This window comes from Streptomyces sp. NPDC056144 (genome assembly GCF_042264145.1).
Taxonomy (GTDB): domain Bacteria; phylum Actinomycetota; class Actinomycetes; order Streptomycetales; family Streptomycetaceae; genus Streptomyces.
On record NZ_JBHJVF010000008.1, the window covers coordinates 144,476 to 163,666 of the forward strand.

General features: G+C 73.3%; 21 protein-coding genes and 1 tRNA gene. 12 read left to right on the plus strand and 10 right to left on the minus strand.

Annotated features, from left to right (window positions below; translation table 11 throughout):
• Positions 1-134: 134 nt before the first annotated feature.
• Both glmU and ACFC0Z_RS24360 read right to left on the minus strand, forming a co-directional pair.
• Positions 135-1,580, minus strand: a complete 1,446-nt coding sequence (glmU, locus tag ACFC0Z_RS24355) for a bifunctional UDP-N-acetylglucosamine diphosphorylase/glucosamine-1-phosphate N-acetyltransferase GlmU (RefSeq protein WP_376441659.1) — start codon at positions 1,578-1,580, stop codon at positions 135-137.
• Positions 1,581-1,688: 108 nt separating this feature from the next.
• A tRNA-Gln gene (locus ACFC0Z_RS24360) sits at positions 1,689-1,760 on the minus strand.
• Between the two features lie 132 nt (positions 1,761-1,892).
• On the opposite strand from ACFC0Z_RS24360, the gene ACFC0Z_RS24365 reads away from it, so the two are divergent.
• A complete protein-coding gene (locus ACFC0Z_RS24365; RefSeq protein WP_376441662.1) occupies positions 1,893-3,236 on the plus strand; it encodes a sensor histidine kinase in 1,344 nt (447 codons plus the stop codon).
• Here the strand turns inward: ACFC0Z_RS24365 and ACFC0Z_RS24370 are convergent.
• Both ACFC0Z_RS24370 and ACFC0Z_RS24375 read right to left on the minus strand, forming a co-directional pair.
• Positions 3,233-3,724 carry an SUKH-3 domain-containing protein gene (locus tag ACFC0Z_RS24370; protein ID WP_376441664.1) on the minus strand — a complete coding sequence of 164 codons (492 nt, stop codon included), beginning with the start codon at positions 3,722-3,724 and terminating at the stop codon, positions 3,233-3,235. The genes ACFC0Z_RS24365 and ACFC0Z_RS24370 overlap by 4 nt on opposite strands.
• Positions 3,725-3,750: 26 nt before the next feature.
• The gene (locus ACFC0Z_RS24375) at positions 3,751-4,260 is read right to left on the minus strand and encodes a YwqJ-related putative deaminase (RefSeq protein WP_376441667.1); all 510 of its coding nucleotides are present in this window, start codon (positions 4,258-4,260) and stop codon (positions 3,751-3,753) included.
• A gap of 281 nt (positions 4,261-4,541) precedes the next feature.
• Between ACFC0Z_RS24375 and ACFC0Z_RS24380 the strand changes: the two genes are divergently transcribed.
• From ACFC0Z_RS24380 to ACFC0Z_RS24395, 4 genes are all read left to right on the plus strand, one after another.
• Positions 4,542-5,540: an SMI1/KNR4 family protein gene (locus tag ACFC0Z_RS24380; RefSeq protein ID WP_376441669.1), complete on the plus strand. Its 999-nt coding sequence runs from the start codon at positions 4,542-4,544 to the stop codon at positions 5,538-5,540.
• A gap of 7 nt (positions 5,541-5,547) precedes the next feature.
• Complete coding sequence (locus ACFC0Z_RS24385) at positions 5,548-8,235, plus strand: SUKH-4 family immunity protein (protein WP_376441671.1); 2,688 nt, start codon at positions 5,548-5,550, stop codon at positions 8,233-8,235.
• Between the two features lie 151 nt (positions 8,236-8,386).
• Positions 8,387-9,367, plus strand: coding sequence for a cellulose-binding protein (locus ACFC0Z_RS24390; protein WP_376441673.1), 981 nt, complete (start codon positions 8,387-8,389; stop codon positions 9,365-9,367).
• A gap of 10 nt (positions 9,368-9,377) precedes the next feature.
• Entirely contained in the window at positions 9,378-9,779 is a 402-nt protein-coding gene (locus ACFC0Z_RS24395; RefSeq protein WP_376441675.1) for a VOC family protein, read from the plus strand.
• Here the strand turns inward: ACFC0Z_RS24395 and ACFC0Z_RS24400 are convergent.
• Entirely contained in the window at positions 9,776-9,931 is a 156-nt protein-coding gene (locus ACFC0Z_RS24400) for a hypothetical protein (protein WP_376441677.1), read from the minus strand. The genes ACFC0Z_RS24395 and ACFC0Z_RS24400 overlap by 4 nt on opposite strands.
• 131 nt (positions 9,932-10,062) lie before the next feature.
• Here ACFC0Z_RS24400 and ACFC0Z_RS24405 point away from each other — a divergent pair, with 131 nt between their 5' ends.
• Positions 10,063-10,524, plus strand: a complete 462-nt coding sequence (locus ACFC0Z_RS24405; protein WP_376441680.1) for a hypothetical protein — start codon at positions 10,063-10,065, stop codon at positions 10,522-10,524.
• Here the strand turns inward: ACFC0Z_RS24405 and ACFC0Z_RS24410 are convergent.
• Entirely contained in the window at positions 10,505-11,398 is an 894-nt protein-coding gene (locus tag ACFC0Z_RS24410; protein ID WP_376441683.1) for an ArsR family transcriptional regulator, read from the minus strand. The genes ACFC0Z_RS24405 and ACFC0Z_RS24410 overlap by 20 nt on opposite strands.
• A gap of 78 nt (positions 11,399-11,476) precedes the next feature.
• Between ACFC0Z_RS24410 and ACFC0Z_RS24415 the strand changes: the two genes are divergently transcribed.
• The 3 genes from ACFC0Z_RS24415 (at position 11,477) to ACFC0Z_RS24425 (ending at position 14,382) form a co-directional block, all read left to right on the plus strand.
• Entirely contained in the window at positions 11,477-12,724 is a 1,248-nt protein-coding gene (locus ACFC0Z_RS24415; protein ID WP_376441686.1) for an MFS transporter, read from the plus strand.
• 211 nt (positions 12,725-12,935) lie between these two features.
• Positions 12,936-13,997, plus strand: coding sequence for a PP2C family protein-serine/threonine phosphatase (locus ACFC0Z_RS24420; RefSeq protein ID WP_376441689.1), 1,062 nt, complete (start codon positions 12,936-12,938; stop codon positions 13,995-13,997).
• 70 nt (positions 13,998-14,067) lie between these two features.
• On the plus strand, positions 14,068-14,382 hold the full coding sequence (locus ACFC0Z_RS24425; RefSeq protein WP_376441692.1) for a hypothetical protein: 315 nt from the start codon (positions 14,068-14,070) through the stop codon (positions 14,380-14,382).
• Here the strand turns inward: ACFC0Z_RS24425 and ACFC0Z_RS24430 are convergent.
• Positions 14,342-14,713 (minus strand): winged helix-turn-helix transcriptional regulator, encoded by a 372-nt coding sequence (locus ACFC0Z_RS24430; RefSeq protein WP_376441695.1) that lies wholly within the window; start codon positions 14,711-14,713, stop codon positions 14,342-14,344. The genes ACFC0Z_RS24425 and ACFC0Z_RS24430 overlap by 41 nt on opposite strands.
• Positions 14,714-14,810: 97 nt before the next feature.
• Between ACFC0Z_RS24430 and ACFC0Z_RS24435 the strand changes: the two genes are divergently transcribed.
• Entirely contained in the window at positions 14,811-15,161 is a 351-nt protein-coding gene (locus ACFC0Z_RS24435) for a DoxX family protein (protein ID WP_376441698.1), read from the plus strand.
• Here the strand turns inward: ACFC0Z_RS24435 and ACFC0Z_RS24440 are convergent.
• Complete coding sequence (locus ACFC0Z_RS24440) at positions 15,151-15,777, minus strand: hypothetical protein (RefSeq protein WP_376441700.1); 627 nt, start codon at positions 15,775-15,777, stop codon at positions 15,151-15,153. The two genes, ACFC0Z_RS24435 and ACFC0Z_RS24440, sit on opposite strands and share 11 nt — an antisense overlap.
• A 34-nt stretch (positions 15,778-15,811) precedes the next feature.
• Positions 15,812-16,378, minus strand: a complete 567-nt coding sequence (locus ACFC0Z_RS24445; protein WP_376441703.1) for an ATP-binding protein — start codon at positions 16,376-16,378, stop codon at positions 15,812-15,814.
• A 103-nt stretch (positions 16,379-16,481) separates the two neighbouring features.
• On the opposite strand from ACFC0Z_RS24445, the gene ACFC0Z_RS24450 reads away from it, so the two are divergent.
• Positions 16,482-17,351, plus strand: coding sequence for a helix-turn-helix domain-containing protein (locus ACFC0Z_RS24450; RefSeq protein ID WP_376441706.1), 870 nt, complete (start codon positions 16,482-16,484; stop codon positions 17,349-17,351).
• Entirely contained in the window at positions 17,348-17,542 is a 195-nt protein-coding gene (locus ACFC0Z_RS24455) for a DUF397 domain-containing protein (protein WP_376441709.1), read from the plus strand. Before ACFC0Z_RS24450 ends, ACFC0Z_RS24455 begins: the two co-directional genes overlap by 4 nt.
• A gap of 23 nt (positions 17,543-17,565) precedes the next feature.
• On the opposite strand, the gene ACFC0Z_RS24460 is transcribed toward ACFC0Z_RS24455, so the two are convergent.
• Positions 17,566-19,017, minus strand: a complete 1,452-nt coding sequence (locus ACFC0Z_RS24460; RefSeq protein ID WP_376441966.1) for an MFS transporter — start codon at positions 19,015-19,017, stop codon at positions 17,566-17,568.
• Positions 19,018-19,191 lie beyond the last annotated feature (174 nt).

The window sequence follows — 19,191 nt, forward strand, 5'->3', positions numbered from 1 at the left end:
ACTGTCTCCTCAGACGTGTTCTCTGGCCGCTGTCCCACGCCTCGCGGATGCGAGCGCATGTGCGAACCAGCCGAATTTGTGTGCACGTATCACGGTACGCCGAGTTCGACGCAACCGTTTCCGCTCGGTTCTCGTCAGCTCTCGCCGGAGCCGTTCTCCGGGGCCGCCTGAGCGGCCTGCGCGGCGGCGCTGCCGGGCCGCTTGCGGGCCACCCAACCCTCGATATTCCGCTGCTGGCCCCGGGCCACGGCCAGTGCGCCGGCCGGGACGTCCTTCGTGATGACGGACCCGGCGGCGGTGTAGGCGCCGTCCCCGATGGTGACGGGAGCCACAAACATGTTGTCCGAGCCCGTCTTGCAGTGGGAGCCGATCGTGGTGTGGTGCTTGGCCTCGCCGTCGTAGTTCACGAAGACGCTCGCGGCGCCGATGTTCGTGTACTCGCCGATGGTCGCGTCGCCGACGTACGACAGGTGGGGGACCTTGGTGCCCTCGCCGATCGTCGCGTTCTTCATCTCGACGAACGTGCCGGCCTTGGCCTTCGTGTCGAGGTTCGTGCCCGGACGGAGGTACGCGAACGGGCCCACGGAGGCGCCCTCGCCGACGACGGCGTCGACCGCGACCGTGTTGTCCACGCGGGCGCCCTTGGCGACGGTGGTGTTCGTCAGGCGCGTGTTCGGGCCGACGACGGCGTCCTCGGCCACGTGCGTGGTGCCGAGCAGCTGCGTGCCCGGCAGGATCGTCGCGTCGGCCTCGAAGGTCACGGTCACGTCGACGAACACGGACCCCGGGTCCACGACCGTCACACCGGCCGTCATGGCGCGCTCCAGGAGACGCTGGTTCAGCAGGGCGCGGGCCTCGGCGAGCTGGACGCGGTTGTTGATGCCGAGGATCTCGCGGTGGTCGCCGGCGACGGAGGCGCCGACGCGGTGACCGGCCTCGCGCAGGATCGACAGCACGTCGGTGAGGTACTCCTCGCCCTGGCTGTTGTCCGTCCGGAGCTGCTTGATCGCCTCGGCGAGGAGCTTCCCGTCGAACGCGAACACGCCCGAGTTGATCTCGCGGATCGCGAGCTGCTCGGTGGAGGCGTCCTTGTGCTCGACGATCGCGGTGACGGCCCCGTCCGCGTCACGGACGATCCGGCCGTACCCGGTGGAGTCCGGGACCTCGGCGGTCAGCACGGTGACGGCGTTGCCGTCGGCGGCGTGCGTACCGGCGAGCGCCTTGAGGGTCTCCCCGGACAGCAGCGGCGTGTCACCGCACACCACGACGACGGTCCCCTCGGGCGCGGCGCCCAGCTCCTCCAGGGCCATGCGCACGGCGTGCCCGGTGCCGTTCTGCTCCTCCTGGACGGCGGTACGGGTACCGGCGTAGTGGGCGTCCAGGTGTCCCTTGACCTGCTCGCGGGCGTGCCCGACGACCACGACGAGGTGCTCGGGCTCCAGCTCCCGGGAGGCGGACACGACATGCCCGACGAGCGAACGCCCGGCGATCTCGTGCAGGACCTTGGGGGTCTTCGACTTCATGCGGGTGCCCTCACCCGCTGCGAGGACGACGACGGCTGCCGGGCTGATGGCGCTCACGGAATGCCCTTCGGCTTTGGGTGGTGGACGCACGAAGGATACCGGGGGGCCGGGCTCCGGACATGAGCGCGGGTCCTGACCGGCATGGTCAGGACCCGTGTCGCGCAGCTCCCCTGCCAGGACTCGAACCCGGACATAGGACTCCAAAGGTCCCAGTGCTGCCGATTACACCACAGGGGATGGTATAGAGGGTCAAAACGGACAGTTGATCACTCCCGTGCCCCGGCGGCCTCCACTATGCCGTACCAGGCACCCTCCGTGCGACGGTATAGCCCGCGCTGCTACCGGTGGCGCGCCCGTAGGGTGGAGGGTATGACCACGACGGGGGCAGAGCAGGGCGCCAAGGGTGCCGGGCGTTGGTGGTGGTGGTGGGGGCGGCTGCGGAGCGTCGTGCTCGATGTCGGGCTCGCGTTCGTGTCCGCCGTCGAGTGCGCGGTCGAGGGGGTCACCTTCGCCGAGAAGGCCTCCGTGCCCGGCTGGGCCGGGGTGCTGTTCGGGATCCTCGTCGGGTCCGTGCTCGTGCTGCGGCGCCGGTGGCCGATCGCCGTCGTGCTCGTCTCGATGGCCGTCGCGCCCGCCGAGATGGGCTACCTCATGGGGGTCGTCGGGCTCTACACGCTCGCCGCGTCCGAGGTGCCCCGGCGGATCACCGCCGTGCTCGCCGCCATGTCGACCGTCGCCGTCTACATCGTGACCTTCGTCGGGCTCCGGCAGGACATCGCCGCCGCCGACCTCGGGCAGCCGGACATCGACCCGAGTGGTTGGTACGTGCCGGTCGTCAGCTTGTTCATGACGCTGGGGCTCAACGCTCCTCCCGTGCTCTTCGGGCTGTACATAGGGGCCCGGCGCCGGCTCATGGAGAGCCTGCGGGAGCGGGCCGACAGCCTGGAGCAGGAGCTGTCGCTCCTCGCCGACCGTGCCGAGCAGCGCGCCCAGTGGGCCCGGCAGGAGGAGCGGACGCGGATCGCCCGCGAGATGCACGACGTCGTCGCCCATCGGGTGTCGCTGATGGTGGTCCATGCCGCCGCCCTCCAGGCCGTCGCGCTGAAGGACCCGCAGAAGGCCGTGCGGAACGCCGCCCTCGTCGGCGACATGGGGCGGCAGGCGCTCACCGAGCTGCGGGAGATGCTGGGCGTGCTGCGCGAGGAGACCGCCCCGGCCGCTCCCGCCGCCGTCCCGCTCGCCGCCGTGGGCCGCGCCGCTGCCGCCGCCGCCGAGGTCGCCGCGGGGGCCGCCGCCGAGGACGGGCCCCGGCTCGACGCCGTCGAGGCCCTGTGCGAGCAGTCCCGGCTGGCCGGCGCCGTCGTCGAGCTCGTCGTCATCGGAGTCGTACGCCCGTATCCGCCCGAGGTGGAGCAGACCGCCTACCGGGTCGTCCAGGAGGCGCTGACCAACGTCCACAAGCACGCCGTCGGCGCGTCCGTCGTCGTGCGGCTCGCGCACCGCGAGGCCGAGGTGGCCATGCAGGTGGAGAACGGGCCCTGTCCCGCCGACACCGCCGCCTCGGACGCACGGCTGCCGAGTGGCGGGAACGGGCTCGTCGGGATGCGGGAGCGGGTCTCCCGACTGGGCGGCGTGTTCGTGTCCGGGCCCACGGACGCCGGAGGCTTCCGGGTCTCCGCCGTGCTGCCCGTCGGGGAGAGCGCGGCGTCCTAGCCCGCCGTCAGGCGGGTCGGCTGGACCCCGTTGACCAGGGTCGACAGCGCCGTGTCGATGTCCTTCCCCAGGTACCAGTCGCCCGCGTGGTCCAGGCTGTACACCCGCCCCTCCACGTCCATCGCCAGCACCGCCTGGTGTTCGCCCTCCTCGCCCAGCGGCGCGAGCTCCGTCTCCAGGGCGCGCCCCAGGTCCGCGAGCGTCCGCGACAGGTGCAGCCCGGCGAGCGGGTCGAAGCGGAGGGTGGCGGGCGCTATCTGCCGGCCGTTCCCCGGCGCGGTGATCCGCAGGCCGCCGAACTCCGCCCACGCCTCGACGGCGGCGGGGAAGACACTGTGCCGGTGCCCGGCGGGGGAGACGTGGGCGCGCAGCGCGTCCGCCCACTCCTCGGCGAGCTTGATGTCCCAGCGTCCGGGCTGCCAGCCGGCCTCGCGGAGGGCGGCGTCGACGTTGACCGGGAAGCGGGTGGTGCTCAGGTGGTCGGGCATGGGGATGGTCAGCCGTTCTCGGGTGGTCAGCCGTTCTCGACAGCGGTGGTGGGGTCGACGGTACGGACGCCGAAGTGGGCGAGCATCGCCGCGCAGGAGCGGCAGGGCGCCGCGTAGCTGCCGTGCAGCGGGTCGCCGTCCTCCCGGATGCGCCGGGCGGTCAGCTTGGCGTGCTTGAGGGAGCGGCGGGCCTCGCCGGAGGTGAGCGGCTTGCGCTGGGCGCGCTTGGAGCGGCCGTTCTCCGTGGCCGTGAGGTGCCGGGAGAGCAGGATCGCCTCGGGACATCGCCCGGTGAAGCGTTCCCGCTGCCCGCTGGTGAGGGTGTCCAGGAAGTCCTGGACGAGGGCGTGCAGGAGCGGCGGCCGGTCGCCGCGGCCCGCCGTGCACGTGAGGGTCTCGCCGCGGACGGAGAGCGCGGCCCCGACGGTGGGAAGGATGCCGTCGCGGCGGTGGTGCAGTGAGGGCGCGCGGGTGGCCTCGGTGCTGCTCCAGTTGAGGCGTGGATCACCCTGCGTGGGTGTCGGTGCTGCGTGCATGGTGCTGGTCTTCCCCTCCTGCAATCCCCCGAGTTGCGTGGACAGCCTGCCAAATAGGGAGCCATATGGGGAAGCTGGGGCCGTGTCGGACGCCCCCGGTGTGTCGGAACCATGGTGCAACTGTCATGGCGTCGTGACACTTGGTCACCGTCGGGCGGGGGCGTGGACCGGGGCCGCCGGGCCCCTTGTGGCAGCGCTTAGGCTGGGGCGGATCCGCGAGAAGCGGATCCGTGAGATTCGCAGGAGCAGAGGCAGCGACGCCAGTTCAGGGGGCAACCGCCATGACGACAGGTCGGCTCGGTCAGGACACCGCGCCACCGAACGCGGCCTACGCCGGGCAGGTCGTGCACTTCCCGGACCCGGTCCGCGCCGCCCGCCACCCCCGAGGGGTGCGGATCGACGAGCACGGCCACCCGGACTTCTCGCCGTACGCGCGCGCGGCGGCCGAGATCGCCGACCCGCCGGAGGGCTTCGGCGTCGACGAGCTGCGCCTCACGGACTACGTCTCCGCCAACGCGGCGATGGCGTCCACCGGCCACGAGCTGTGGGACACGATCCCGTCCGTGGCGACCCCGCACGGCTGGACCTGGCACCACGTGGCGCGCACCCGCCGCATGGAGCTGGTCCCCGTCGAGGTGAAGGCGCTGCTCCGCCACCACGGCGGTGTGGCGACGGCCGCCGTCGACCACACGAAGCGCGGCACGCGGCCCCTCCAGGAGACCCGCCCCGCCCACTTCGGTCTCCCCAAGGGGGCCGTGTCGGTCTCCGAGCTCCAGCTCCAGGGCGTCGAGGAGGACCTCGGCTACCGCCTCCCGGGCGCGTACCGCTCCTTCCTGAAGGCGGCGGGCGGCTGCGCGCCGGTCGGCGCGGCGCTCGACGCCGAGCTGGGCATCCTCGTCGACCAGCCCTTCTTCACGGTGCGGGAGGAGGCCGGGGTCAACGACCTCGTCTACGTCAACAAGTGTCTGCGCGACCACCTCACGAAGGACTATCTGGGCGTCGCGTTCGTCCAGGGCGGTCTGATCGCGGTGAAGGTGCGCGGTGCCGCCGTCGGTTCGGTGTGGTTCTGCGCGTACGACGACGCGCGGGACGCGGGCGAGGCGGCGGCCGGCTGGACGACGGCCGAGCGCGTGGAGCGGCTGCTGCTGCCGTGCGGCGCGGACTTCGACGCGTTCCTCCAGCGTCTCGCCGGCAATCCGCCGGAGCTGGAGACGGTGGCGAACCTGATGGTGGACGGCGGCTTCGCGCGCGCCGTGCCCGTGGTCCCGGTAGGGGAGTGAACTGGCTGTGGTGACGTTCGCGCAGGCGCAGGAGCGCGCCGAGGAATGGATCAACGGCGACCTGCCGGCGTACCAGCACCGCGAGGTGCGGGTGCGGGAGTTCGAGCTGGGCTTCGTCGTCTGGGCGGAGGACCGCGAGGGCGGCCCGATCTCGGACGGCGGCCGGCAGCGGCTCGTCGTCGCCCGCGACTCCGGCGAGGCGACGCTGTGGCCCGGCCTGCCGGTGGGCGAGGTGATCCGCCGGTACGAGGAGGAGTACGGCTCCCCGGCCGATACCCCGGCCGCCCCGGCGCCGCCGCAGCCGGCCCGGGTCGACCTGAACCAGACGTCGTTCCTGCTGAGCCCCCCGGAATGGCTCCAGGACGCGGCGGACCGCATCGGCATTCCGCAGGGCCCGAACGCGTCCCAGGAGGGCGGCGGTTCGGCGTCGGAGCTGGTGGACGACGCGTCGGACGCGGTGGCGGACACGGTGTCGGCGTCGGCGGGGGACACCCCCGCTCCCGCCGTGGCCGACGGATACGTGCCGACGGCGATGGACGGGGTCCCGAAGGAGCCGGGAGCGTCGGCGACACCGGGTGCGCCTGCCGGGTCGAGCGCGCCTGCGGCGCCGGGCACGCCGGCCGCGCCTGCCGGGCTGAACGCGCCTGCGGCGCCGAGTGCCGCTGCGCCGGGCGTGCCCGCTGGGCCCGCCGCGCCGGGCACGCCCGCCGCCCCCGTCCCGGGCCAGGCCCAGCCCGCCTCGGTCACTCCGCCCGTCCCGGGCCAGGCCCCGGGTACCCCGGGTACCCCGGGCATCCAGGGCGCGCAGGGCACTCCGCCCGCCCCGGGTACCTCGCCCGCCCCGGGCTCGCCGGGTACCCCGGGCACCCCGGGCACCCCGGGCACCCCGGGGGCCTCGGCCGCCCCGGCTGGCCCGGCCGCCCCGGTCGCGCCGCCCGCGCCCGCGCCGGAGCCCGCCCCCGTGCTCCCCACCCCCACCCCCACCCCTGCCAGCCCCTGGGCCGACGCCAACGCGAGTTCCGGTGGTGCCGACGGGGCTGTTCCGCTGCCCGCGACGGTGTTCGCGCCGCCGTTGTCGGGGACGGATGACGAGGACACCCCGGTGCCGCTGGTCGGTGCCGACGCGCCTACCGCGTTGATGAAGGGTGGCAGCGCGCTGCCGCCGACCGCCGTGTCTCCGCGTCTCGACCCGGCCGCGCCCCCGCCGCCGGGAGCTCAGGCGCCGGCGGTGCCTCCCGCGGCTCCCGTGGCCGCCCCGCCGCCTCCGCCGCCCGCGCCCTCCGCGCCGGGGGCCGGGGACATCGCGGATGCCGCGACGAGCAAGGCCGCGACGCCGCCGAAGGGGGCGCGCGGGCCCGTGGCGCCGCCTCCGCCGCCCGGTGCGCCGGGTGTGCCGGGGGGTGCGCCCGCGTACGTACCGACGCAGCTGGTGTCGCAGCTCGGGCCGGAGGGTGTGCAGCCTCCCGGGCCGCCGGCTCCGCCGACCCCGCCGCAGCCCGTGCACCAGGCCGCGACGATGCTGGCGCACCCGGGTCAGGCCGCCGGTCCCGGCGCGCCTCCGCCGCCGCCCCCGCCGCCGGGTGTGCCCGGTGGCGGCACGCCTCCGGGCGGGGTCGCGCACGCGGCGACGATGCTGGCGCATCCGGGCCCCGGCGGGCCTGTCGGCCCGCCGCCTCCGGCGCCCGCGCCTCCGGCGTACGGGTATCCGCAGGCGCCCGCCGGGCAGCCGATGGTGGGGCCCGGCTACCAGGCCGTGCTGCGCTACCGCGCGCCCGACGGTTCCGAGGCGCAGATCATCCGGCGTTCGGCGCCGGGTACGCCGCACCCGGAGTGGCAGATCCTGCACGAGCTGCGCGCGCTGAACGTGCCGCCGCAGCAGGTCCTCGAACTCCACACGGAGCTGGAGTCCTGCGAGCTGCCCGGTGGTTACTGCGCGCGGATGATCCGCGAGACGTGGCCGCAGGCGCGCATCACGAGCATCGCCCCGTACGGCCGTGATCACGCGGGCCGTCAGCAGGGCATGCGGCAACTGCTGACCCACCAGGGCGAGTTGCACCAGGTCGCGGACGGTCCGGCGCGTCCGGCGCCGGTACGGGCTCCGCTGCCGCAGGTGCAGCCGGCCCCGCCGGTTCCGCCGGAGATGGTGGCGCAGGAGCTGGCCGGGGCGTTCGGTCCCGGCGTGCTGCGCTTCGACCAGAACGCGGTGTCCCGCCAGGGCGTGCCGGAGCTGGTCGCGATGACGCTGGTCTGGGCGGGGCTTCCGGCGGACTTCGGGCCGTTCTTCTGGGCGCAGCCGGCGATGCCGGTGGTGCCGACGCTGGCGGAGCTGGCGGCGCAGCGGCAGGTCGCGGCGGCGCCGGACGCGAGCTCGTACCTGGTGCTCGGTTCGGACTTCGGCCGGGCGATCTGCGTCCAGTACGGCACGGCGCACATCGTGGCGGTGCCGGTGGAGGCGGGTCCCGGCGGGCAGTCGGTGCCGCCGCAGTTCGTGAACTCCGGGCTGCCGGAGTTCACGCGCTCGATGGCGCTCCTCGGCCGGATGTGGCGGCTGCGGTTCGGGCTCAACCCCGAGCAGGCGGGCCGTTGGACGGTCGACTTCCAGGCGCAGTTGGCGATGCTGGACCCGGCGGCGCTGTCCTCGCCAGAGAACTGGTGGTCGGTGCTTCTGGAGCAGATGTGGGACGGCCTGCTCTGACGCCCGACCGGCGGGTCGTGAAGATCGTTCCGTAGGCGCAAGCCGACAGAATGTGACCAAAGGCGCTCGACATGCATCCATGTTGGGCGCCTTTTGTCCGTTCTGATGGCGCATCCTTGACGTTTGAGGCCAAAGGGAAGGGGCGTCAGGGATGTCGAATTTCGCAGTCGGACGGGGACGCGGGTACCGCCCCGAGCAGGTCGACCGCTACCTCGCCGCGCTCTCCGAGGAACGGGACGGGCTGTGGGAGCGGGCGGCCCGGCTGACCGTCCTCGCGAAGGACATGGCGGCGGAGGCGGTCCGGCTGCGGGAGGCCGTCGAGGCGCTGCCGCCGCAGCGGTACGAGAACCTCAGCGACCGCGCCCGCAAGATCCTGGAGATGGCCGAGCAGGAGGACGAGACCCTCGTCCGCGCGGCGGAGGCCGAGGCGCAGGCGCTCGCGGAGGCGGCCGACGCGGCGGCCCGCGAGGCCAAGGAGTCGGCCCGCGCCTACGCCGACGGCGTCCGTACGTCCTCCAAGTCGGCGGCCCGCGCGACCCTGACGGCGGCCCGCGAGCGCTCCGAGGCCCTGGCGAAGGAGGCGGCCCGCGAGGCGCAGCGGCAGCGCGCCAAGGCGGCGGAGGTCTTCGAGGAGACCGAGGCCCGCGCGAAGAAGCTCGTCGCCGACCAGGAGGCCCAGCAGGCCTCCGTACGGGAGGAGGCCGAGCGCGCGGCCGAGGCGAAGGCCGCCGAGCTCGACGCCCGCCACGAGGAGCTCGACGCGTACGCCGAGGAGAAGCGCGCGGAGGCGCAGCGGGCCCTCGCGGCGACCGAGGAGCAGGCCCGGCACGGCCAGGAGGACGCGGAGGCGAAGGCGGAGGAGATCCTCGCCGAGGCCCGTATGAAGGCCGAGCGGATCGAGCGCGAGACGGACCGCGTCCTGCGGGAGCACGACGAGGCGCGCGAGGAGATCCACGCGCACATGGAGCACATCCGCAACTCCCTGGCGGCTCTGACGGGCCGCCCGCAGCCGGCCCCGGCCCGGGAGCCGAAGGCCGCGCCCGCCGCCGAGGCCTCCGAGGACGCCCCGGAGCGCCCGGAGAGCCCGGAGCGCCCCGAAAACCCCGAGGACGGCGCCGACTCCGCCCGCTAGCCTCCGGGGCATGCTGATGCGACTGACGGCGGTCACCCTCGACTGCGCGGATCCCCTGGCCCTGGCGGAGTTCTACCGCCGGGCCACGGGGCTCCCGCTCCACGAGAAGTCGGACGGCGAGTTCGCGGGTCTGACCCGGGGCCCGGGGTCCTCCGGCCTCTTCCTCGGCTTCCAGCGGGTCGACGGCTACCGGCCGCCGTCCTGGCCGGGCCAGGACGTGCCGCAGCAGCTGCACCTCGACTTCGACGTCGACGACCTCGGCGAGGCGGCGGCCCGGCTCGTGGAGTGGGGCGCGACCGTCCCCGCCTTCCAGCCGGAGCCGGAGCGCTGGCGGGTGGTCCTGGACCCGGCGGGCCACCCCTTCTGCCTGACGCTCCCGCGCCCGCAGGCCGCACCCCCGGAGGGCGACTAACGGCGACGCCGCTGCTTGCGGGCCTTCCTGCGTGCCTCTCTCCGGGTGTCGTCCCGGATGAGGAGGAAGTCGACGACCACGTCGACGCATTGGGCGGCGATCACCGCTCCGCGCGCCACCCACGTCACGGCACCGACGACGACCTCTTCCACGGCGACCTTCTCTCTCCCGGCACGGCTTTTCCTCTCAGACTCCGGGACCCCGGCAAAGGTTGAGCGCACCTCCTGTGCCAGGGTGCGGACGCGTCCTCGAACCGGGCGCGTCCCCGTACCGGAGGTGGAGTGTGTCGCGTACCCGCCGGACCGTCCCGGTCCTCTGTGCCGCCGCCGCCCTGGCGCTCTCGCTCACGTCCTGCGCCGCCTGGATGGTGCCCCGGCCGCCGCCGGAGGGCGTGGGCGCCCCGATGACGCCGGCCGATGTCGCGGGCACCTGGGTGGACACCGAGGGCGGCCGCATCACGCTCGGCCCGGACCGGACCTTCGTCGCCGACGGCATCTGCGGCGACTGGTGGGGCGTCGGGCCCGGCGAGTGGACGGAACCCCGGTCGGGGAGGGGCAAGTGGCGGGCCGAGTACGGCAAGCGCGGCACCGCCCTCTGGCTGGAGTTCTTCGCCAAGGGCTACAGGAACGACGACGTGGTGGGTCACCTCACTGCCCTGCGGGACGGCGAGGTGCTCAAGTTCTGGACCCGCGTCGGCGACGAGGACAACCAGGACCCTCACTGCGTCATGATGAAGATCCCGTAGGCCCCCCAGGGGAGCCCGGCCCCTCCGCGAGCAGCGCGAGGCCGAGCTCGCTCGCCCGGTAGTACACCTCGCGCCGGTACCGGTGGCCGGTGACGAGGCCCGTCTCGCGGAGCACCGCGAGGTGCTGCGAGACCGCGCCGGGCGTCAGGCCGGTCTGTGCGGCGAGGGCCGTGGTCGTGGCCGGGGTGCTCGTACGGCCCAGGAGACCGGCCCTGCTGCGCCCGAGCAGCCGGGCGAGCCCGTCGCCGGGCTCGGCGGACCGCTCCCACAGGGTGCCGGTCCCGCGCGCCGGGTAGACGAGGCAGGGCGGGGTGGCGCCCCGCCCCGGCAGCAGCGCGGGGCGCGCGCCGAACGCGCTCGGCGCGAGGGTGAGCCCCCGCCCGTCGAGGGCGACCCGGTCCGCCGGGTCCCCGGGCCAGCCGAGCCGGTCGTCCGCCCACCGCAAGGCCGGGTGCAGGTGCGCGAAGACCTCCTGGATGCCGTCCTCGGCCAACTGCCGGGTCCGGTAGGCGAGATCGGCCTCCAGTACGGCCCTGATGCGGGCCCAGTGCGGCCGTACCCCGACCCGCCACCAGGCGAGCACTGCCGTCGCGAGCTCCGGCGATCCGTCCGGCCCGCCGAGGAGCGGCAGCTCCTCCTCGATCTCGGCGAGCGGGCAGCGCGGGGGAGGGAGGCGGGCTTCGAGCTCGGCCAGGTGCGGCACCAGGACCGTGCGCTCCTCGCCGACGGTCAACGCCCGCTTGATCCAGGGGAGATGGAGGGCATGACCGCCGGGGTCGGCCGTCGCGCGCAGGGCCGCGACCGTCTCCAGGAGCGGGGACACCGCGAACCTCAGCTGCGCCAGGTCGTCGACCCCGAACCGTATCGATCCCATGACAGCCCCTCCCCATGATGTTTTAGTCGAGCCTAAAACAATGGTGGGCGGGGACGGCGACTGGTGAGGTTCCCCGACATGACCACGCTCGCGCCCGACCGCACCCGCCCGCCCCACGTCCTCCGCCTGCCCGACTTCCGCCGCCTCTGGATCGGCGACACCGTCAGCCAGGCCGGCACCGCCGTCACCGTCCTCGCCCTCCCGCTGGTCGCGATCGGCCCGCTCGGGGCCTCGCCGTTCGAGGCGGGCCTGCTGGTGATGTGCGAGTACCTCGGCTTCCTGCTCCTCGGCCTGCCCGCCGGGGCCTGGGTGGACCGGATGCGCGGCCGCCGGGTCATGATCGTCGGCGACCTGGGCCGGGCGGCCCTCCTCGCGACCCTGCCCGTCGCCGCCTGGCTCGACGTCCTCACGCTGCCGCAGCTGTACGCGGTCGGGTTCGGCCTCTCCGTCCTGACGGCCTTCTTCGACATCGCGTACCAGAGCCAGCTGCCCCGGCTCGTGGACGCGGACCGGCTGGTCGCGGCCAATGTGGCCCTGGAGTCCTCCCGTACCGTCACGGCCGCCGCGGGCCCCGGCGTCGGCGGCGCCCTGATCGCGGCGGTGACGGCGCCGGTCGCGCTCGTCGTCGACGCGGCGAGCTTCCTCGTCTCGGCGCTCTTCCTCTCCCGGATCCGCCGCCCCGACCCCAAGCCGGTCCGCGCCCCCGGCGCCCGGCTGCGCGAGGAGATCGCCGAGGGCCTGCGCTTCGTCTTCCGCGACCGCCTCCTGCGCGCGCTCACCCTCACGGCGGCGATCTCGAACCTCTGCGGCACCATCGGCGCGTCCATGCTTCTCGTGCTCCTGGCGGGGGAGTTGGGCATGTCCCCGTTCCTCTGCGGCCTCGTCTTCACGGCGGAGGCCCTCGGCGGCCTCCTCGGCAGCCTCCTCACCACCCGCGCCGTCGCCCGCCTCGGCGAGACCCGCGCGATGTGCGCCTCGGTGGTCGTGAGCGGCACCCTGTGGCTGGCGGCGCTCCCGTTCTTCCACGCCGACTGGCGCTACGCCCTCGCCTGCGCGCTCCAGGGCCTCGGCTGGACCGCCTTCATGACCTTCAAGATCGCCTCGGTCGCCCTCCGTCAGCGCGTCACCCCGGCCCCCCTCCTCGGCCGCGTCACCGCCACGGTCCGCTTCGTGGTCTGGGGCTGCATGCCCCTGGGCGCGCTGGCGGGCGGCCTGCTCGGCGAGTACGCGGGAGTCCGCACGGCCCTGTGGGCGGGCGGCCTGGGCGAACTCCTGGCGGTGATACCGCTGTTGTGCGTGGCGTGGCGGGCTCGCCGCGAGGGGTGACCCAGGACCCCCACCGCGTCCCGATGAAGATCCCTTGGCCGAGGACGGAGGGACGCTCGGGCCGACCGAGAGTAGCCTGGTGGGAGCGGTGTCTCGGGGTTCCGACAAGGCCGGAGTCGACGTGGCAGAGCGGCGAGCGAAAGCCCCCCGGAGCGTCGCGCGAGGCGGTGCGCCGGCGTGGCGGTTCGCGCGTGTCATTCCCTGGCTGCTCGTGGCCGTCGGCATCGTCTTCCAGATCGTCACGCCCGAACAGCTCACCGGAACACCGTTCTTCGTCGTCGCCCCCCTCATGGCCGCTCCGTTCTACGGCTGGCGGGCAACGCTCGGTTTCGGCGTGGCGGGACTGGCCGCCGCGCTCGCGATGGATGCCCTTTCCGAGACCATGGGCGGCACGGCGGCCGCACACGACCTCGCCACCGAGCTGACCTCCATCGGCTTCGCGACCGCGATGGCGGTCGTGCTGAACCGGGCCGCCGTACGCAGCCAGGCCCAGGTCGCGGCCGCGCGGGGCGTCGCCGAGGCCGCGCAGCGGGCCGTCCTGCCCGCCGCGGCGGAACGCATCGGCGCGCTGCGCCTCGGCACGCACTACGAGGCCGCCCGGCAGGACACCCTCGTGGGCGGCGACCTGTACGGCGCACGGGACACCCCGTACGGCACCCGGCTGCTCATCGGCGACGTCCGGGGCAAGGGGCTCGAAGCGATCGAGACCGTCTCCATCATCCTGGGGGCCTTCTGGGAGACGGCCGACCGGGCGGACACCCTGACGGAGGTCGCGGACGACCTGGAGCGGGCACTCGCGCGGGAGGCCGCACGGCGGTGGGGCTACGGCGACGCCGAGGATTTCGCCACGTGCGTCCTGGTGGAGATCCCGGACGAGGCGGACCGCTTCCACACGCTCAACCTGGGCCACCCGCCACCCCTGCTGCTCACGGCGGACGGCACGGTCTCCGAGCTGTCGCCCCAGGCGTTCTCCGTCCCCCTGGGGCTCTCCCGGCTCACCGCGACCTCCCTGACACCGGACAGCTGGGCCTTCCCGCCGGGCGCCATGCTCCTGCTGTACACCGACGGCCTCTCGGAGGCGCGGGACGAGGACGGGGAGTTCTACGACCCGGTCGAACGGCTCGCCGGAAGGGCGTTCTCGTCCCCGAAGCGCCTGATCGGATCCGTGATCAAGGACGTCAGACGCCACACCGGCGGCCTGCCCGCCGATGACATGGCCCTGCTGGCCGTGCAGAGGCCGTCCGGCAGGGCTGACCAGACCCCGGACCACTGACCGGGTTTCCCGGGGTCCGTCGCCCACCCCCGATCCCCTCGCGGAACGCGCGAAGAGTGCCGTGTCGGGTGTGTCGGTGGACGAGGAGGCGTTCGTCGAATCCGGCGTCACGACGGTACGGGAGGGTACGCGCAACCTCTCGCCCCTCACCCAGGGCAAGGCGTACGAGGCCGTGGTCGCGTGCGCGGGTGCGGGAGCCGTCCGCGTCACCCTCGGATCCGCGCCCGAGCGGACGCAGAACTGCGACGGGATCCCGGTCACCTACCGCATCCCGTCGGCACCCCCGGAACTGGCCCTCGCCGTCGCGGGAACCCCCGGATCGACCGGAGCCGCCGCCTGGCAGATCAACGAGGTCCGGCCGCCTCGGCCTCTTCCCGGAAGGTGACGACCGCCTCGCCGTTCTCCCGCGCCCAGGCGGTGAGCATCCTGATGGGCTCCTCCAGGGTCCGCCCGAGATCGGTCAGGGCGTACTCCACGCGCGGCGGCGCCTCGGCGTACGCGTGCCGTTCGACGAGCCCGTTGGCCTGGAGGCGGCGCAAGGTCTGGGTCAGGACCTTGCGCGAGATCCCACCGCTCAGCTCGACCAACTCGCCGTGGCGCAAAGGGCCGTGGGTCAGCGCGAAGAGCGTGACCACGGACCACTTGCTGGCGATGATCTCCATGGCCAGGAGAGCGGGACAGTCGACGAGGAAGGCAACTCCGGGCCGCAGGCTCATGGCCCCGAAGGGTACCTGGAGGTACCTGACGGCCGCCTAACGTCGTCGAGGTGCGCACGCCCCTTTGCCCGCATCTCGCACGATCGAGGTCTCAGCCATGTTCCTCTCTCTCGCCGTCGTCACCGCGCTCATGTCGGCGCTCCTCCTGGTGTCAGCCGGAGCCAAGTCGCTGCGGACGCGGCACATCACCCAGCAGATGACCACCCTCGGAGTGCCGCAGGGCATGATGCCCTTCCTGATCGCCGCCCAGATCGCGGGCGCGGCCGGTGCGGTCGCCGGACTCCGGTGGGGACCCCTCGGCATAGCCGCCGGGATCGGCCTGACGCTCTACTTCGCCGGGGCGGTCGCCTTCCACCTGCGCGTCCGCGACCGCAAGGGCGCGTTGCCGGCGGTGGCCCTCGCCGTGGCCTCGGTCGCCCTGATCGCGCTGCGTGCCCTCACTCTCTGACAGCACTTCGTGCGCGGCCCGCGAGCCAGGCGGCGGTCCGCTTCTGCAGCTCGCGGTCGGAGTTGTCCTTCCACGAAGCGAACCATTCCAGCTGTCGCAGGATGTTCTCCGAGCGGTGCGGGTGCCCCACCGCGACGACGTCGATGCCGCTCTCACCCGTCGAGCAGCAGAGGTACACGCTGCTGTCGAGCGCCATCATGCCGAAGCCCGGGTGGCCCGCGTGGATGCCGAGGAACGCCGAGGCCGCACCCCGGCCCATGATGTCCCACCGTTCCAGGAGCCGCACCCTGGTCCAGACCGCCGGTGCGGCACGGCGACCCTCGCGCAACTCCTGCAAGAAGGCGCCGTGGGTACGGGTGCCCTCCGGAAGCAGGACGAGGAACTCGCGTCGCTGGTCGAAGAGGCCAAGGGAAACGGCCAGGTCGTACCAGTCCTCGTTGAGGCGCTCGACAAGCCGTGGGGTCTCGTACCGGTGCGAGAAGCCACCGACGATGTCCTCGGGGCCGTATCCGTAGACGAACGGCATCGTGCCGTCCGGCGCGGAGTCCGGCATCACCTCAAGGCCGGCCCGCCGCAGCGGCCGATACATCTTGCGTTCGCGCTCCTGGACACCCACAGGTCAGTTTTACCGTGGGCCGAGATCACCCCGATCAGCGGCCGGACCGGTCCCGGGCAGGCTCCGCTCGTTCGGGCCCCCCTTCGGGGCGGGACGTGCGGTGCGTGAGGGTGAACTCCGCCCACACCGTCTTCCCCGGCGCCCCGAGCCTCGGGCACCAGCCCCAGCGGTCGGCGAGCGCCTCGACGAGCAGCAACCCCCGGCCCCCGTCGGCCGGTTCCCGCCCGGGATCGGGGCCGGGGCCGGGGACGCGGCCTGGTCGTGGCGGTACGCGCTCGGCGCGGGTGTCGGTGACCTCCACCCGCACGACCGCCGGCGGCCCGTCCGTCACCCGCAGCAGCAACTGGAAGTCCCTCCCGGCCACGTGCCCGTGCCGCACCGCGTTCGCCGCGAGCTCGGCGGCGATCAGGGTGACGGTGTCGTGCGCCCTCGTCCCGTACGGGATGCCCCACTCGTCCAGCCGGACGGCGACGAGACGGCGGGCGAGGCGGGCGCCACGGGGTGTGGACGTGAACCGGAGGCTGAAAAGCTTGCTGATCAAGTAAGGGGAGGGGATGGGGTGTTGGGTGGTGAGGGTGGGGTTCTCGTTGTTGTTCATCATGCCTCCCAAGGTCCTCTTGGTGGCGTAGCGTGACCAGTGGTGACGCACCGACGCGATAGCGGTGTACATGGGGTGTCGGTGCCGGTACGAGAGGCGGGGCGCGATGGCAGATGAGCAGGTCGACGCGGTGGTGGGGCACGAGCCCGAGGAGGAATCCGGGCGGTCGGCGGACAGGTCGGATCAGGCCGTGGCGCTCGCCTTCGGCCGAAGTCTGAAGACGCTGCGTACACGGATCGGGATGGACCGGGAGACGCTGGGGAAGCGCCTCGGCTACTCGGCCTCGACGATCGCCTCGTTCGAGCAGGGCCGCAGGATCCCGCCGCCGAAGGCGGTCGATCAGGCGGACGGCGTGGTGGACGCGGGCGGGCTGCTGAAGGAGTGGAAGGAGCCGCTGGAGAAGGCGCAGTACCCGGCGTTCTTCCGCGGAATGGCGCAGCTGGAGAAGGAGGCGATGGAGCTCCTGGCGTACGACACCTTGGTGGTCAACGGCCTGCTCCAGACCGAGGAGTACACGCGAGCGCTCCTGGCCATGCGGCGTCCGCTGCTGGACGAGGAGACGGTCGAGCAGCGGGTGACGGCACGACTGGCCCGGCAGGACATCTTCGACCGGCGCCCCACTCCCTTTCTGAGCTTCGTCATGAACGAAGCGGTGCTTCGGCACCGGTACGGCGGGAAGGACGTCCTACGTGGGCAGTTGGAGCATCTGCTCTTGGTAGGCCAGCGACGGAACGCCGAGATCCAGATCATGCCGACTGAGTGCGAGGAAAACCCGGGCATGGATGGCCCATTCATGGTTCTCACGCGCAAGGACGGCAGAAAGTTCATGTACGTGGAGGTGCAAGGCATCAGCTCGCTGGTGACCGACCCCGAGCGGACCGTTGTGGCCGGTGCCCGCTATGGAATGATCCGGTCGCAGGCTCTCAGCCCGCGAGAGTCGCTCCAGTTCATCGAGAAGTTGCTAGGAGAGCTATGAACAGCACCGAATCTCTCGCCTGGTTCAAGAGCAGCTACAGCGGCGCTGAGGGCGGCGCGTGCGTCGAGGTCGCGGCGGGCACGGCGGTCGTGCATGTTCGTGACTCCAAGGACGTGACCCGCCCGGGTCTCCGCGTCACCCCCGACGCCTGGGCCGGGTTCGTCGGTCTCGCCGTCGTCTCGGCGCGGTAGGTACAAGCCCCGCCTGTACACCCTCAGTCGGCGTCCTCCCCCGCCGCTTCCTTGAGGACCGGGAAGCGGCGGGGCGCCAGCGTCACCAGGGCCAGGAGCGCCAGGGCCGCCGCGATCGCCGCGCCGAGGTAGACGTAGTCCACCGCCGCGTCGACCGCGCGTCGCAGGAGGTCCAGGGTCTCGGCGGTGAGGGACTCGGGGGCGTCCAGGGCGCGGGACAGGGTGTCCAGGTCGGTGTTCTCGCCCAGGCGGGACGCCAGGGTCATGTTCGCGACCATGCCGAAGAGTGCCGCGCCGACGCTCTGGCCGACCTGGCGGCAGAAGAGGACGGATGCCGTCGTCACGCCCCGTTCCTCGTACGGGACGGTGGACTGCACGCCGACGATGAGCGGGAGCTGGAAGATGCCGAGCGCTCCGCCCAGCAGGAACATCAGCAGGGCCGGCTGCCAGGGCTCCCCGGGGTAGGGCAGGAACGGGAAGGCCAGCAGCAGCACCAGCGCGAGCGAGATGCCGAGGACGGCCGTGAGGCGGAAGCCGATGCGGGTGTAGAGGCGGTTGGAGAGAGCCGCCGTCACCGGCCAGCTCACCGTCCACGTCGACAGGACGAAGCCGGCGGCTATCGGGCCGAGGCCGAGGACGGACTGCGCGTAGGTCGGCAGGAAGACCGTCGGGGCGACCATCAGCAGGCCGAGCGCGCCGAGGGAGAGGTTCACGGCGGCGATGGTGCGGCGGCGCCAGACCCAGCCGGGGATGATCGGTTCGGCCGCCCGGCGTTCGATGACGACGGTCAGAAGACCCAGGGCCGCCGCCCCGCCCAGGAGGGCGAGGGACGGCGCCGACAGCCAGGGCCAGGCCACCCCGCCCTGGACGAGGGCCGTGATGAGGAGTGCGCCCGTCGCGAAGACGGCGCAGGCGCCCGCCCAGTCGATACGGGGACGGGTGCGGGGCTCCGGGCGTGCGGGTTCGACCAGGTGGCGGCCGATGAGCCAGAGCGCGACGAAGCCGACGGGCAGGTTGATGAGGAAGATCCAGCGCCAGTCGGCGTATCCGGCGAGGAGGCCGCCGACGGCCGGTCCGGCGACGGAGGACGCGGCCCAGACGGAGGACAGCTTCGCCTGGATCTTGGGGCGTTCCTTCAGCGGGTACAGGTCGGCGGCGATCGTCTGGATCGTGCCCTGGAGCGCGCCGCCGCCGAGGCCCTGGACGACGCGGAAGGCGATGAGGCTGGCCATGTTCCAGGCGGAGGCGCAGAGCAGCGAGCCGACGAGGAAGAGGATCACGCCGGTGATGAGGACGGGCTTGCGGCCGAAGGTGTCGCTGAGCTTCCCGTAGACGGGGAGGGTGACGGTCACGGCGAGCAGATAGCCGGCGAACAGCCAGGAGAACACGGCGAGTCCGCCGAGGTCGCCGACGATCTGGGGGACGGCGGTGGAGAGGATCGTGCCGTCGAGGGCGGCGAGGCTCATGCCGAGCATGAGGGCGGCGGAGACGGCGCCCCGGCGGCTGGGGTCGGGGGCCGGTGCGGTCGCTGACGGGGCGGTCGGGGGGTGCGGCTCGGCCGGGGCGTGGTCGGGGTGGGGCGGTGCCGGGTCCGGGGGTGTGGATGACGGGTCGGCCGTCGGAGGGGTCGTCGACGGCTCGGTCACCGG